Origin of the sequence: Rhodococcus daqingensis (genome assembly GCF_042665615.1) — a bacterium.
In the GTDB taxonomy this organism is placed as follows: Bacteria; Actinomycetota; Actinomycetes; order Mycobacteriales; family Mycobacteriaceae; genus Rhodococcus_G; species Rhodococcus_G daqingensis.
The window spans coordinates 413,550-426,197 of the sequence record NZ_JBHTCS010000002.1 but is presented as its reverse complement, the minus strand read 5'-3'; the positions used below and the strand labels follow the sequence as shown (position 1 = coordinate 426,197).

Below are 12,648 nucleotides of genomic sequence, written 5' to 3'. Positions count from 1 at the left end.
TTTCGGATAGCATCGCGTCATGCGCAGCGACCTGATGCAGAATGCCGAACGTAGCGGCGAGCCGGGCACTTTCGTGCTGCAGAACTCCCGAATGCTCAAGGTGGACCTGGCCGGGACCGGCGGACACTTCCTCGCCCGCCAGGGATCGATGGTCGCCTACCAGGGCGACGTCGACTTCGCCTATCAGGGCAGCGGTGGCCTCGGCAAGCTCTTCAAGAAGGCCCTCACCGGTGAGGGAATGTCGCTGATGAAGGTGTCCGGCAGCGGCGACGTCTTCCTGGCCCGCGACGCCGACGAGATCTTCCTGCTCGAGCTCGAGGACGAGTCGGTGACCGTCAACGGATCGAACGTCCTCGCGTTCGAGAGCTCCCTGAGCTGGGACATCAACCGTGTCGAGGGCGCATCGATGCTCAGCGGCGGGCTGTTCAACACCACCTTCACCGGGCGCGGCGTCCTCGCGATCAATGTGCACGGCACTCCCGTCGTCCTGAACGTGGACACACCCACCTACGTCGACATGCAGAGCGCGGTGCTGTGGTCGACCGGCCTCCAGTCGACCATCCGGAAGACCGCGAAGATCTCCGCCGCGATCGGCCGCGGTTCGGGCGAGGCCTACCAGTTGTGTCTCACCGGATCAGGGCTCGTGGTGGTCCAGGCCTCCGAGGGCCACCCCATTCCACAGCACTGATCCTCCGACTTCCCGGTCGGCACGGGCGGTCGTGACCACGTCGTACCGACCGGGTGAGCGGTTCTCAGGCGGCGTACCCCAGCGCCGCGGCGGCCAGCACCGGCGCCAGATACAGCAGGGGGAACGGGATGTGCGCGTACGAGCGGGCCCTGATCACCGTGATGACCGCCCCCGCGAAGTACAGGAACAGGCCGATCGTGGCCAGCACCCCGATCACCGGTACGAACAGGCCGACCAGCAGGCCCGCCGCCCCGGCGGCCTTCGCGGCGCCGAGCCACGGCCACCACGACTGGGGGACGCCGTAGTCGGTCAAGGCCTCGACGACCCATCCGGCGCGGAGGAAGACGGCGGCGGCCGAGTAGCCGACCCAGGTGGCGGCCAGGATGGTGACGATGACATAGGCGGTGTTCATCGGGTGCTCCTCATCGGGTTCGAATGGACTCACCACGCTGACGAAGCGCACGCCGAGAATGTGACAGCGTGGATGAACGAACTTGTCGGGAGTCGAGAGCCATGAAGATGATCGCCGTCCCCGCGGGACAGGTCACCCTGTCGGACCGGCGGACCAGCAGCAGCTGGCGGGTCGATGTGGGTGCATTCGAGATCGCCGCCACGCCCGTGACCCAGGCCGAGTACGCCGAGATCGTCGGCGAATGGCCCGGCGCGGCGCGGGGCGAGCGCCGCCCGGTCGAGGGAGTCTCGTGGTGGGACGCGATCGCGTTCTGCAACAACATGTCCGAGCAGGCCGGCCTCACGCCCCCCTACCGCGTGGTCGGCGACGACGTCACCTGGGACACCGCGGCGGACGGGTACAGGCTGCCGACCGAGGCCGAGTGGGAACGCGCGTGCCGGGCCGGGACGACCGGTCCGCGACACGGACCCCTCGACGAGATCGCGTGGTACCGCCGCAACTCCGACGGTCGTTCCCGTGACGTGGGTGAGAAGCGGCCGAACGCGTGGGGTTTGCACGACACCCTGGGCAACGTCTGGGAATGGTGCTGGGACCTCTACGACCCCGAGGTGTACGGCACGTATCGGGTGCTGCGCGGCGGCGGGTGGTTCGACGAGCACTGGAGCTGCCGCGCGTCCGCCCGACGACGCAGCCACCCGACCTACCGGATCGACGACGTCGGATTCCGCGTCGCTCGCGGATAGCCGCGCCAACCCTGGACGGAACTATCGGCTCATGCCTGTCCGGGTTTGAGGACGATGAACAGCCCGTGCGCCTCGGCGCAGAGGCGGTCGCCGTCGTGCATGGTGGCGCGCACGAAAACCTTGCGGCCTTCCTGGCGTTCGGCCCAGGCTCGGACCTTCAACTCGGTGTTGAGCGGGGTGACGGACCGGTAGTCCACGGTCAGGGAGGCGGTTCGGGTGATCGAACCGGCGTGCATCGCGGCGGCCATGCCGAGCAGATCGTCGAATCCGACGGCCACCTGGCCGCCGTGCGCGGCGTTGTTGCCGCCGAGGTGGTAGGTGCGGAAGGTGAGACGGGCGTCGACACCGCTGGAGTCGGCGTGGTCGATCATGAAGGGCGGGAGCGTGATGTTCCCGCGGGCGGGCAGGTCGAACCGGGTCCAGGTCGGCGTGGACCACTCGTTCACGACGGCCGCGTCCAGTTTGTCGTTGAGCTGCTTGAGGATGCCGATCGCATCCAACGCCAGCTCGTCGGTGGGGCTGGCCAGCCGCGCACGATCCATCAGGCCGCGCACCTGCTCGACGAACTCGCCGTAGTGCGGCCCGCCCCGAGTGATGTCGGCGCCCTGTTCCTCGCGGGCGTTGATCAGCTCGGACATCGGCCGGAACCCGCCCTCGTGATGCTCTTGATCGGGTAGCGAGTCGCCGACCTGCTGTTCGTTCATGAGAACACGTTATCGGTAGCCCGCCGAATGCTCGCCCGGTGGGTTCGCCGCGCGGTCGTTCCCGGTGTGTCAGCGTCGGTACGAGGTCAACAGCGTGCGTGCCGCGGCGGCGAGGTCGGCGTCGAGCCAATCGGGCAGCTCGGGTGCATGGGCGTGGCGGCGCAGCGCGGCGTAGGGGAGATCGACGACGGCCCGGCTGACGGCGTCGATCTCCCTGTCGCCGTCCGCGCCGAGGAGCTCGCGGGCCAGGCGGCGCAGCTGCTCGAACAACGGCGCGTTCATCCGGTCGAGCCGGCCGCGGAACTCCGCGTCGGGACCGCCGTCGAGCAGATCGCTCGGACGCAGGTTGAGCAGGAGCTTTGCGTCGTCGGGCAGTTCGCGGCCGAACCGCACGGTCGCCACCGCCATCGCCACGCCCGCCTCGACGGGGTCCCCGGCGTCCGCGCCCCCCATGGCGCGCTCCTGGAAGCGGGCGAGCGCGCGCAACCACACCTCGGTGAGGACGCCGTTGCGACTGCCGAAGCGGTGGTACAGCGTGCCGACGGGGGCGCCACTCGCCGCGGCGATCGCCGCGACACCGGCCGCGCGGGGGCCGTCGGTGAGGACCAGCGTGCGCGCTGCATCGAGGATCGCGTCGGTGTCGTGCTTGCGGGGTGGTGCCATCTACTAGTACGTTCCTTCTATATGGAGCGATTGCCCTACATTGACGAGCATGCCAGATCGATCGACTCGAATCGGGATCGGGCATGGAAGGCGTTGCTGAGGGTCATGTGCAAGGACCCGAACGACCCGTCCGCGCCGAGCGGGTTCCGGCTCGATTCGATCGACGCGCCGGCCCGGTTGGCGCTGTCGGGTCGGCACTGGTTCTCGCGCTACGCGCTGATCTTCGAACTCGACGACGAGGGTCCGAGCCACACTCGGATTCGGGCGAAGTCCTGGGGCGAGTTCCCCGGTCTGCACGGCAAGATCTACCGGGCGCTGGTGGTCGGCAGCGGCGTTCACCGGGTGGTCGTGCGCCGGCTGCTGCGCCAGATAGCGGCCGCGGCATGATCCCCGGACTCGTCTGGGGCGCCACCGAGGCCGAGCGCGTCCAGCCCATGCCGTGCGACGAGCTGGGATTCGGTGGGGTGCAGGCGGATCGGGCCATCAGCATCGATGCCTCACCGCAGGTGGTCTACGCCTGGCTGTGTCAGCTGCGCGTCGCGCCCTACAGCTACGACCTGCTCGACCGTTTCGGCCGCCGCAGCCCGCGACGACGCGACCCGGCGCTCACCGAACTCGAAGTGGGGCAACGCTTCATGTCCCAGTTCGACCTGGTGTCCTTCGTTCCCGGTCGGCACATCACGCTGGTCACCGGCAAGATCTGCGTCACCTACGCGGTGCGGCCCGAGGGGAGCGGAACCCGCCTCGTGGTGCGGATGCACTGCGGTGCACCGTGGATCGTGGCGCGGGCGCTGGCGCTCGGCGACCTGGTCATGATGCGAAAGCAGTTGCTCACGTTGAAGAAGCTGGCAGAGGCGGAGCAGCGCACCCTGGCGTGAGGTGCGGCGCCGCCTCAGTCCTTGAAGTAGACCAGCTGGTGGGTCGTCGCGAGCAGCGCGCCGTCGCGTCCCCAGAGCTCTGCTGACTGATCGAAATAACCGCGGCGGATCTGCTGGGCGCGGGCCGTGCCGAGCAGGGCATCCTCCGCCTGCTCGGCGAGCACCTCCGCGTCGGCGTGGAAGTACACGGTCATCGAGACGGTGCCCGCCGGCATGAACTGCCCGCGGCGCAGGAAGATCCGGGGGAAGAACACGTCGCTCAGTGCGGTCAGGGCCGCGAAGTCGAGCGGTCGAGCCGGGGTGTCACGCACCCACAGCGTCGAGACCGTGTCGGGGTGCTCGGCGGCCTCGGTCGTGGGGATACCGCCCTCGACGAATCGCATCTCGTAGTTGCGCGCCCACGCGATGAAGTCGGGGAAGGTGCCTGCCTCGACCTCATCGAGCGCGGGAACGTCCGGGGCGGCGATCTCGGTGGAGGACCAGGTCTCGCGGCGGGTGCCGAACACCGCGGTCGCCGTCGTCGCGACGACGCCGCCCTGGGACAGCTCGAGGGCCCAGTGCTGGGTGCTGCGGTTGGTCCGCACCGGTCGCGCCGAGATCTCGAACGGTCCCTCGGTGACGGGGCCGGCGAAGTTCACGGTCAGGGAGAGCGGATCGCCGAGCCGGTCCGGGTGCTGCTGCACCGCGCGCACCAGGGTTGCGGCGGTGATCCCGCCGAACGGGCCGACCATGTTGGCGTAGGCCGGGGAGGTGTGCCCGCGGAACAGGCCGTCGCCGACGGGGGTGAGCTCGACGGCGGCGTCGAAGGGATGCGGCGGGGCGATGGTCCGGGTCACGGCGACTCCTCGTAGGCGATGTCGGATCGTGCTCAGTATGACGCTTGGCATAGAAGCGCTCGGCACCGCCCTCGCGTGGGGTCCGCCTGGCAGGATCGACGCGTGAGCATCGCGAACCTGACCCGCACCGAAACCGCCGCCAGGTCGTCGGCCGTCACCGTCCGCGACTACCGCGTCGAGCTGGACCTGCTGGCCGCCCGCGACCACTCCCGTCCGGGCTTCACGACGACCACGATCCTCGAGTTCGACGCCACCGTCGACGAGACGTGGATCGACTTCATCGGGCCGGCGGTCGAGTCGGTGACCGTCAACGGCGAGTCCGTCGCCGTCGAGTACGACGGCGCACGCATCGCGGTCCGTGAGCTGCGCCCGTCGAACCGGGTGGTCGTCGTGGCGTCCGGCGCGTACAGCAGTTCCGGTGAGGGCCTGCACCGCTTTCTGGACCCCGCCGACGGCGAGACCTACCTGTACACCCAGTACGAGCCATCGGATGCGCGTCGGGTGTTCGCCTGCTTCGAACAGCCGGACATGAAGGCGCCGTTCACCTTTGTCGTGACCGCGCCCGCGGGGTGGGAGCTGGTGTCCAACCGTCCGATTGCCACGCGCACGGCCGACGACACCCGGCAGGTGGTGGAATTCTCCCCCACCCTGCCCATCTCCACCTACCTCACCGCCGTGGTGGCGGGGCCGTACACCCGTGTCGAGTCATCGTGGAGCCGAGGCGATCTCACGGTTCCGCTCGGCTTGCTGTGCCGTGCCTCGCTCGCACGGTATCTGGATGCCGAGACCATCTTCGAGGTGACCGGACAGGGGCTCGACTTCTTCGCCGAGCACTTCGGGTACCCGTATCCGTGGGGCAAATACGACCAGGTGTTCGTGCCGGAATACAACCTCGGCGCCATGGAGAACCCCGGGTGCGTGACGTTCACCGAGGCCTACGTGTTCCGGGGCGTGGCGACGGCCGCGCAGTACGAGGGTCGTGCCAACACGATCCTGCACGAGATGGCGCACATGTGGTTCGGCGACCTCGTCACGATGGTGTGGTGGGACGACCTGTGGCTCAAGGAGTCGTTCGCGGACTACATGGGTGCGCTGGCCAGCGCCGAGGCCACCCAGTGGTCCGACGCGTGGGTTGCCTTCGCGAATCGGCGCAAGGCCTGGGCGTACTCGCAGGACCAGCTCCCCACCACGCACCCGATCGTCGCGGACATCGTCGACCTGGAGGCCGCCAAGCTCAACTTCGACGGCATCACCTATGCCAAGGGCGCGAGCGTGCTCAAGCAGCTGGTCGCGTACGTCGGGCGCGACGCCTTCTTCGAGGGTTCGCGCCGCTACTTCCGGGCGCACGCCTTCGGGAACACCACCCTCGCCGACCTGCTGGCGGAGCTGTCGGCGGCGTCGGGCCGCGACCTCACGGAGTGGGCGCGCGCCTGGCTGCAGACCTCCGGGATGTCGACGCTGACCCTCGAGGAGGCGGATGGGGGCTTCGAGGTCGTGCAGACGGACCCGCGTCCGCACCGGCTGGCCGTCGGTCTGTACGACTTCGACGCGGGGGGCGACCTGGTCCGCCGCGACCGTGTGGAGCTGGACCTCGCCTCCGAACGAACCCCGGTCGTGCTGGCCCCCGCTCCCCTGCGCCTGCTCAACGACGGCGACCTCACCTACGCGAAGGTGAGGCTGGATGCGGAATCGCTGGCCACCGTGGAGCGTTCACTCGGCCGGATCACCGACCCGCTGGCACGCGGCCTGATCTGGTCGGCGCTGTGGAACGCGACGCGCGACGGTGAGCTGGCCGCCGACCGCTACCTCGCGATGGCCCGCGCGTTCGCGCTCACCGAGTCCAACACGGCACTGCTGGCCGCGGTGCTGTCGAACGCGTCGTACGCCATCGGGCACTACCTTCCCGACTCGGAGCGCGGCCGGTGGCGCGGCGACTGGCTGGACGCCTGCTGGGCGGCAATGGAATCCGCGGCACCCGGCTCGGGTGCACAGCTGGCGTGGGCGCGCGCGGCGGCGACCGCGGCCACGGTCGACGATCGTAGGGCGGCCGACATCAGGGCGATCCTCGGCGGCCGGACCCCTGCGCCCGACGGGCTGGCACTGGACCCCGACCTGCGCTGGTTGCTGTGGACGGCGCTGGCCGCGACCGGTCACGCCGACTCGGCGGATCTGGATGCCGAGCTCGGCACCGACAACACCGCCTCCGGCCGTACCGCCCACCTGCGGGCGCTGACGGCGCGGCCCGACGCGGACGTGAAGGCACGCGCCTGGGGCTCTGCGCTGGGTGACACGGCACTGACGAACGAGCACCTCGACGCCGTCATCGCCGGCTTCCGGGCCGGCGACCGCCGTGACCTCACCGCACGCTACGACGGCGAGTACTTCGCCGCGATCGGGGACGTCTGGGCGCGGCGGAGCATCGAGATCGCGAGACGCATCGTGCTCGGGTTGTTCCCCGCCGCCGAGTCGCTCGGCCCGGTCGACGCCTGGCTCACCACGAACACGGATGCGCCGAGTGCGCTGCGCCGGTTGGTGATCGAGCAGCGCGACCACCTGGCACGCGACCTGCGGGTGCGGGCAGCGTTCCGCTAGCCGCGACCGGCGTGTGCGAGGGGGCACAATGGCACCCGTGCCCACCGATCACGCAACGCCGTTCGACCCGGCGCAGCGCCGCGCCCGCCTGGCTCGACGCCACCGACTCGCACCCGAGGCCCGCGCCGAGAGCGTGACGGACGCCGCGAAGAGCATGGTGTGCCTGCATGGCACGGACCCGGCGACGATCTATCTGTCCGCCCGGGCACGGGTTGACGGCATGGTGGTGGCCGACCTGGAGCGCGCCCTGTACGAGGAGCGGTCACTGGTCAAGCACCTCGCGATGCGACGCACCCTGTTCGTCTTCCCGAGCGAGTCGCTGCCGTTCGTCCAGGCCGGTGCCAGCAACCGGGTCGCCGACACGGAGCGGCGTCGACTGATCCGGGAGGTGGAGAAGGCTGGTCTGTTCGACGATGGGGCAGGCTGGCTCGGGGAGGCCGGGGACGCGGTGCTCGAGGCGCTGGCGGGCAGCGCACCGACGTCGTATACGGCACTGCGCGAGCAGATCCCGCTGTTGCAGGGCTCGATGGCCTACGGGGAGGGCCGGAGCTGGGGTGGGCAGGTGTCGGTCGGACCGCGGGTGCTGACCGTACTGTCGGCGGAGGGCAGAATCGTGCGCGCGACCAATGACGGGCCCTGGCGGGCGTCGCGGAACCGCTGGGCGACAAGCGAATACTGGCTGGGCGCGCCGATCGATCACCGTACGGAGGCGGCGGGCGCGGCCTGGCTGATCGAGGCGTGGCTGCGCGCGTTCGGCCCCGGCACCGAGGCCGACCTCAAGTGGTGGCTCGGGTCGACGGTGTCCACCGTGCGGAAGGCGTTGTCCACGTTGGACATCGTCACGGTCGACCTGGAGGGCCAGACCGGCTACCTGCTGGCCGACGATCAGGAACAGGATGACCCCGTCGAGCCGTGGGCGGCACTGCTACCCGCCCTCGACCCCACCACGATGGGCTGGCGGGACAGGGACTGGTACCTCGGGCCGCACAAGGATCTGCTGTTCGACACCAGTGGTAACGCGGGTCCGACGGCGTGGTGGGACGGCCGGATCGTCGGCGGCTGGTGGCAGGACGAGGCGGGGCAGGTGGTGGTGCACCTGCTCGAGGACGTCGGCGTCGAGGCGCGACGCGCGTTCGACGACGAGGCGGGGAAGCTGTCGGCCTGGCTCGAGGGGGACAAGGTGCTCCCCCGTTTTCCCTCGCCGCTGGCGAAGCTACGCGCCTGACCGCCTTCGATCGAGGGATGCGACTACCTACATGCGGCCGCCGATGCCTCCCGTGGGGGCGATCCGCTCGATGGCGGCAAGGTCCTCGGGAGCCAGGTCGAGTTCGGCAGCGGTGACGTTCTGGTCAACGCGCTGCGGGTTGCGGGATCCCGGAATCGGGACGATGTAGTCCCTGCGGGTCAGCAGCCACGCCAGTGACAGCTGCGCGAGCGTGGCGCCCTTGCTTCCGGCGAGTGCGGTCAACTCGTCGACGATGGCGACGTTGGCGTCGAAGTTCTCCGGCGCCCACCACGGGATGTACTGACGGAAGTCGTTGGCGGCGTATTGCTCGCGGGAGGCTACCGCGCCGCTGAGGAAGCCCCGCGCCAGCGGTGAATAGGCGACGAATCCGATACCGAGCTCCTCGAGGGCGGGGAACAGGGGTTCGACGTCGCGCGCGAAGATCGAGTACTCGGTCTGTAGCACCGAGATCGGGTGTACCGCGTGCGCGGCGCGGATGGTGGACTCGTCAGCTTCGGACAGCCCCAGATATTTGACTTTGCCTGCCTCGACGAACTCCTTCATGGTGCCGATCACGTCTTCGATCGGGACGTTCGGGTCGGGGCGGTGCTGGTAGAGCACGTCGATCGTGTCCACGTGGAGGTTGCGCAGGCTGGCCTCGACCACCTCCCGGATGTGCTCCGGGCGCGAGTCGTATCCGAAGGAGCGAGTGAGGCCGAACTTCGTCGCGATGACCACGTCGTCGCGGATCGGCGACAGCGCCTGACCAAGCAACTTCTCGCCTTCGCCCCAGCCGTACATCTCGGCGGTGTCGAACATCGTCACGCCGAGCTCATGGGCCTTTCGGATCGCGGCGATCGACTCGGTGTCGTCGGTGGGGCCATAACCCGTGGCGGTACCCATCGCCCCGTAGCCGAGAGCGGCAGCGGCCAGGCCCTGCCCGCCGAGAGTGCGCGTGTCCATGGTCAGCCCTTCGTCTTGTGTCATGATACGTCAACTATGTCAGCCTATGACACTTTCGACACTGTACGCTTCCATCGTGGAAAGCTCATCGAATCCGGGCCTGCGCGACATCACGCGCAAGGCCGTGCGTACACGGATCGCCGAGGTCGCGATCGACCTGTTCGCCCAGCAGGGTTTCGATGCGGTCACCGTCGAGCAGATCGCCGCCGAGGTGGGCATTTCGGCCCGCAGCTTCCACCGCTACTTCCCGGCCAAGGAAGACGCCGTCATCGGCGACCTCGTTCCCTGGGGTGAGTTCGTCCGCGACGCCTTCGCCGCACGGCCGGCCGATGAACCAGTCTGGGATTCCCTGCGCGCGTCCTTCGAAGCCCTACTGGCTCAACCAAATAGGGACGAACAACGAAGCAAGAGGACCATGCGTGTTCTGACGAGCGCTGCGTCCTTACGCGCTCGCAACCTCGAAAAGCATCTGCTGTGGGCAAGTCTGCTCACCCCGCTCGTACAGGAGCGACTCGCCGGAGATCTCGCGGTGCTGCGAGCGCAGACACTGGTGCAGGCGTCGCTGGTCTGCTTCGACGTTGCGCTGACCACCTGGGCCGAGCCTGACGAGACCATGGACTCCGTGGAACTCCTCCGTCAATCATTCGCCACGCTCGCGCCCAGGAATCCGACATAGGGCCGACTACAGCGCTCTAGCTGTCCCGGAACCAGGTCACGCAGGCATCCGCGATCAGCCGGGTGTCGCGGCTAAGCGAGGTAGCCGTCGGGATGCTCTGGCCACCACCGACGTTCGACGCGGGGCGTCCGGAGTTCGAACGCATCGCGCGACAAGTGCTGCGGATCCGACGGCAGGGAGTGCTCCTCGGCTCACCTCGGTGGCCCTTGGTGCACGTTTTCCCTCACCTGGTGACCCGACGGCCCTAGGCTGGTCGTCTGTACCCGCCCTGACCCGAAGTGCCAGTGGAATGAGGACGAGATGAGCCCAGTCATTCGCCGCGCCGCGCGACTCGCCGCGACCACAACTCTCGCCGCCGCCGCGGTGCTCGGATCGGCGGGCGCCGCGGCCGCCGACGAATGGCCCCCGATCCCGCCCTACCCCAGCCCGTCCGTCCCGTTCGAAACCAAGGACTTCCTGACCCCCACCGACCCCGACTATTGGAACCCGTTCGTCAGCAAGAACAGGCTCACCTCGCCGTTCGGGACCAGTACCCGCATCGTCTGCACCGCCTTTCACGGCGTCCTGACGGGCTGCTGGCAGGCCGACCAGAACGGGCAGCCGCACAAGCTGGTGCCGCTGCCGCTGGACTTCCCGGGATCCACCCAGTCGTCCATGCCGGGCGGTGGCCCCGCTCACTTCGTCTATCCGATCATCCCCGGCATGTAGTTGTCCGCGTGGCTTTGTTAATGCCACAACGGCTTTCGAGCGCACGTCCGCCACCCTTGACCTGTTCGCCCGCTGCGGGTACGCATAGATGCGAGGCGTATTCGACCCCCGTTACGCGAGTGCAGCCGAGTGGTGCACCCGGCGAGGGGTGTGCGCGCAGATCCGGCGAACGCAGGGTGCTCTCATGGCTGACATCGATGTCGACTATTGCGTTGTGGGTGCGGGATTCGCGGGTCTGACGGCGGCGTTGCGGCTCAAACAGGCAGGCCAATCGGTTGCGCTGCTCGAGGCTCGGGACCGGGTCGGTGGCCGCACCTTCACGGAAGTGCGCGAGGACGGGGCGTGGATCGACCGTGGCGGTGCCTGGGTCGGTCCGGGCCAGGACCGGATCTATGCCCTGATGGACGAGTTCGGCGTGCCCAGCTACAAGCAGTACACCGACGGCGAGGCGATGATGGTCGTCGACGGCAAGCAGTACCGCTACGAGGGCACCATCCCGCTGGCGATGAGCCCGTGGGTGACGGCGAACCTGGGCGCGGTCTTCCTGGAACTCGGATCGATGTGCAAGACGATCCCCGTCCACGCCCCGTGGGAGGCGAAGCGAGCCGCCGAATGGGACCGGATCAGCCTGGCCAAGTGGTTGGGTGACAACGTCATGTCGCGGCCGGCCCGCGAGCTCCTCGAGACGGCGATCGCCGGCTGCTACACGTCGGCGGCCTCGGAGGTCTCGCTCCTCTTCGTGCTCTACCAGATGGCGTCGGGCGGTGGCCCGGGCTTTGTCCTCGGGGTCAAGGGCGCGGCCCAGGACGAGCGGCCGGTCGGCGGCATGGGCGCCGTCTACCGGCCGATGGCGGCCGAGATCGGGGACGACCTCCATCTCGGCCAGCCGGTTCGCGGCATCTCGCAGGACGGGAACGGTGTGACTGTCCGCTCCGAGGGCATGGCGGTGCGTGCCCGGCGGGCGATCGTCGCGGTGCCGCTCGCGATCGCGAGTCAGATCCACTACGAGCCGATGTTGCCCGTCGACCGCTCCTTCCTGCACCAGCGGATGCCGAGCGGTGCGATCCTCAAGATCGCGGCCGTGTACGAGGAGCCGTTCTGGCGGGAAGACGGGCTGTCGGGTCAGTCGGCCGCGCCGGGCTCCCCCGCCACCATCACCATCGACGCCGGCACGGACGCGGCCACGCCCGGGGTGTTGTGCGTCATCGTCGAGGGCCCGATCGCACGCGAGCTCGGACGCCTGGGGGAGGCCGAACGCCGCAAGGCCGTACTCGGCGAGCTCGCCGGGCGCTTCGGCGAGAGGGCCGGCTCGCCCGTCGACTACATCGAGCAGAACTGGTCCGTGGAGCGCTACTCCGGCGGTGGCATGCTCAGCCACGCGCCGACCGGGGTGCTGACGGAGTTCGGCCACGCGCTCCGTGAGCCCTGCGGTCGCATCCACTGGGCGGGCACGGAGAGCTCGGCGCAGATGTGCGGCTGGGTGGACGGGGCCGTCCGCTCCGGCGAGCGGGCCGCGCGTGAAGTGGTGGACTGCGACGAGTCGGCCGGGTTGTAGCCGGG

At 69.2% G+C, this 12,648-nt stretch carries 14 protein-coding genes; 9 read left to right on the top strand and 5 right to left on the bottom strand.

Annotation, left to right across the window (positions count from 1 at the left end; genetic code table 11):
• Positions 1-19 precede the first annotated feature (19 nt).
• Positions 20-688 carry an AIM24 family protein gene (locus ACFQS9_RS03300; RefSeq protein WP_378401503.1) on the top strand — a complete coding sequence of 223 codons (669 nt, stop codon included), beginning with the start codon at positions 20-22 and terminating at the stop codon, positions 686-688.
• A gap of 64 nt (positions 689-752) precedes the next feature.
• Here the strand turns inward: ACFQS9_RS03300 and ACFQS9_RS03295 are convergent, their stop codons facing one another.
• Positions 753-1,100, bottom strand: coding sequence for a DoxX family protein (locus tag ACFQS9_RS03295; RefSeq protein ID WP_378401501.1), 348 nt, complete (start codon positions 1,098-1,100; stop codon positions 753-755).
• A gap of 107 nt (positions 1,101-1,207) precedes the next feature.
• On the opposite strand from ACFQS9_RS03295, the gene ACFQS9_RS03290 reads away from it, so the two are divergent.
• Complete coding sequence (locus tag ACFQS9_RS03290; protein WP_378401624.1) at positions 1,208-1,843, top strand: formylglycine-generating enzyme family protein; 636 nt, start codon at positions 1,208-1,210, stop codon at positions 1,841-1,843.
• A 29-nt stretch (positions 1,844-1,872) separates the two neighbouring features.
• Here ACFQS9_RS03290 and ACFQS9_RS03285 read toward each other — a convergent pair whose 3' ends face one another.
• On the bottom strand, positions 1,873-2,547 hold the full coding sequence (locus ACFQS9_RS03285; protein ID WP_378401499.1) for a PaaI family thioesterase: 675 nt from the start codon (positions 2,545-2,547) through the stop codon (positions 1,873-1,875).
• A gap of 69 nt (positions 2,548-2,616) precedes the next feature.
• On the bottom strand, positions 2,617-3,210 hold the full coding sequence (locus ACFQS9_RS03280) for a TetR/AcrR family transcriptional regulator (protein ID WP_378401497.1): 594 nt from the start codon (positions 3,208-3,210) through the stop codon (positions 2,617-2,619).
• Positions 3,211-3,231: 21 nt separating this feature from the next.
• Here ACFQS9_RS03280 and ACFQS9_RS03275 point away from each other — a divergent pair, with 21 nt between their 5' ends.
• Both ACFQS9_RS03275 and ACFQS9_RS03270 read left to right on the top strand, forming a co-directional pair.
• Positions 3,232-3,597: a hypothetical protein gene (locus tag ACFQS9_RS03275; RefSeq protein ID WP_378401495.1), complete on the top strand. Its 366-nt coding sequence runs from the start codon at positions 3,232-3,234 to the stop codon at positions 3,595-3,597.
• The gene (locus ACFQS9_RS03270) at positions 3,594-4,088 is read left to right on the top strand and encodes a hypothetical protein (protein WP_378401493.1); all 495 of its coding nucleotides are present in this window, start codon (positions 3,594-3,596) and stop codon (positions 4,086-4,088) included. The genes ACFQS9_RS03275 and ACFQS9_RS03270 overlap by 4 nt, the downstream gene beginning before the upstream one ends.
• 14 nt (positions 4,089-4,102) lie before the next feature.
• On the opposite strand, the gene ACFQS9_RS03265 is transcribed toward ACFQS9_RS03270, so the two are convergent.
• Positions 4,103-4,924 carry an acyl-CoA thioesterase gene (locus ACFQS9_RS03265; RefSeq protein WP_378401492.1) on the bottom strand — a complete coding sequence of 274 codons (822 nt, stop codon included), beginning with the start codon at positions 4,922-4,924 and terminating at the stop codon, positions 4,103-4,105.
• A 102-nt stretch (positions 4,925-5,026) separates the two neighbouring features.
• Between ACFQS9_RS03265 and pepN the strand changes: the two genes are divergently transcribed.
• Together pepN and ACFQS9_RS03255 are read left to right on the top strand one after the other, a co-directional pair.
• A complete protein-coding gene (pepN, locus tag ACFQS9_RS03260; protein WP_378401490.1) occupies positions 5,027-7,516 on the top strand; it encodes an aminopeptidase N in 2,490 nt (829 codons plus the stop codon).
• Positions 7,517-7,553: 37 nt separating this feature from the next.
• On the top strand, positions 7,554-8,741 hold the full coding sequence (locus tag ACFQS9_RS03255) for a winged helix DNA-binding domain-containing protein (protein ID WP_378401488.1): 1,188 nt from the start codon (positions 7,554-7,556) through the stop codon (positions 8,739-8,741).
• Positions 8,742-8,768: 27 nt separating this feature from the next.
• Here the strand turns inward: ACFQS9_RS03255 and ACFQS9_RS03250 are convergent, their stop codons facing one another.
• A complete protein-coding gene (locus tag ACFQS9_RS03250) occupies positions 8,769-9,704 on the bottom strand; it encodes an aldo/keto reductase (protein WP_378401622.1) in 936 nt (311 codons plus the stop codon).
• A 76-nt stretch (positions 9,705-9,780) separates the two neighbouring features.
• Between ACFQS9_RS03250 and ACFQS9_RS03245 the strand changes: the two genes are divergently transcribed.
• The 3 genes from ACFQS9_RS03245 to ACFQS9_RS03235 all read left to right on the top strand — a co-directional run bounded on the left by ACFQS9_RS03245 (position 9,781) and on the right by ACFQS9_RS03235 (position 12,643).
• Positions 9,781-10,380: a TetR family transcriptional regulator gene (locus ACFQS9_RS03245; RefSeq protein WP_378401486.1), complete on the top strand. Its 600-nt coding sequence runs from the start codon at positions 9,781-9,783 to the stop codon at positions 10,378-10,380.
• A gap of 300 nt (positions 10,381-10,680) precedes the next feature.
• Positions 10,681-11,088, top strand: coding sequence for a hypothetical protein (locus tag ACFQS9_RS03240; protein ID WP_378401484.1), 408 nt, complete (start codon positions 10,681-10,683; stop codon positions 11,086-11,088).
• Between the two features lie 184 nt (positions 11,089-11,272).
• On the top strand, positions 11,273-12,643 hold the full coding sequence (locus tag ACFQS9_RS03235; RefSeq protein WP_378401483.1) for a flavin monoamine oxidase family protein: 1,371 nt from the start codon (positions 11,273-11,275) through the stop codon (positions 12,641-12,643).
• Positions 12,644-12,648 lie beyond the last annotated feature (5 nt).

Excerpts from the sequence above, each read along its gene's own strand:
- ACFQS9_RS03270 (WP_378401493.1), top strand. The coding sequence starts at position 3,594 with ATGATCCCCGGACTCGTCTGGGGCGCCACCGAGGCCGAGCGCGTCCAG.
- ACFQS9_RS03295 (WP_378401501.1), bottom strand. The coding sequence starts at position 1,100 with ATGAACACCGCCTATGTCATCGTCACCATCCTGGCCGCCACCTGGGTC.
- ACFQS9_RS03275 (WP_378401495.1), top strand. The coding sequence starts at position 3,232 with ATGGAGCGATTGCCCTACATTGACGAGCATGCCAGATCGATCGACTCG.
- ACFQS9_RS03285 (WP_378401499.1), bottom strand. The coding sequence starts at position 2,547 with ATGAACGAACAGCAGGTCGGCGACTCGCTACCCGATCAAGAGCATCAC.
- ACFQS9_RS03250 (WP_378401622.1), bottom strand. The coding sequence starts at position 9,704 with ATGGACACGCGCACTCTCGGCGGGCAGGGCCTGGCCGCTGCCGCTCTC.
- ACFQS9_RS03280 (WP_378401497.1), bottom strand. The coding sequence starts at position 3,210 with ATGGCACCACCCCGCAAGCACGACACCGACGCGATCCTCGATGCAGCG.
- ACFQS9_RS03240 (WP_378401484.1), top strand. The coding sequence starts at position 10,681 with ATGAGCCCAGTCATTCGCCGCGCCGCGCGACTCGCCGCGACCACAACT.
- ACFQS9_RS03290 (WP_378401624.1), top strand. The coding sequence starts at position 1,208 with ATGATCGCCGTCCCCGCGGGACAGGTCACCCTGTCGGACCGGCGGACC.
- ACFQS9_RS03300 (WP_378401503.1), top strand. The coding sequence starts at position 20 with ATGCGCAGCGACCTGATGCAGAATGCCGAACGTAGCGGCGAGCCGGGC.
- ACFQS9_RS03235 (WP_378401483.1), top strand. The coding sequence starts at position 11,273 with ATGGCTGACATCGATGTCGACTATTGCGTTGTGGGTGCGGGATTCGCG.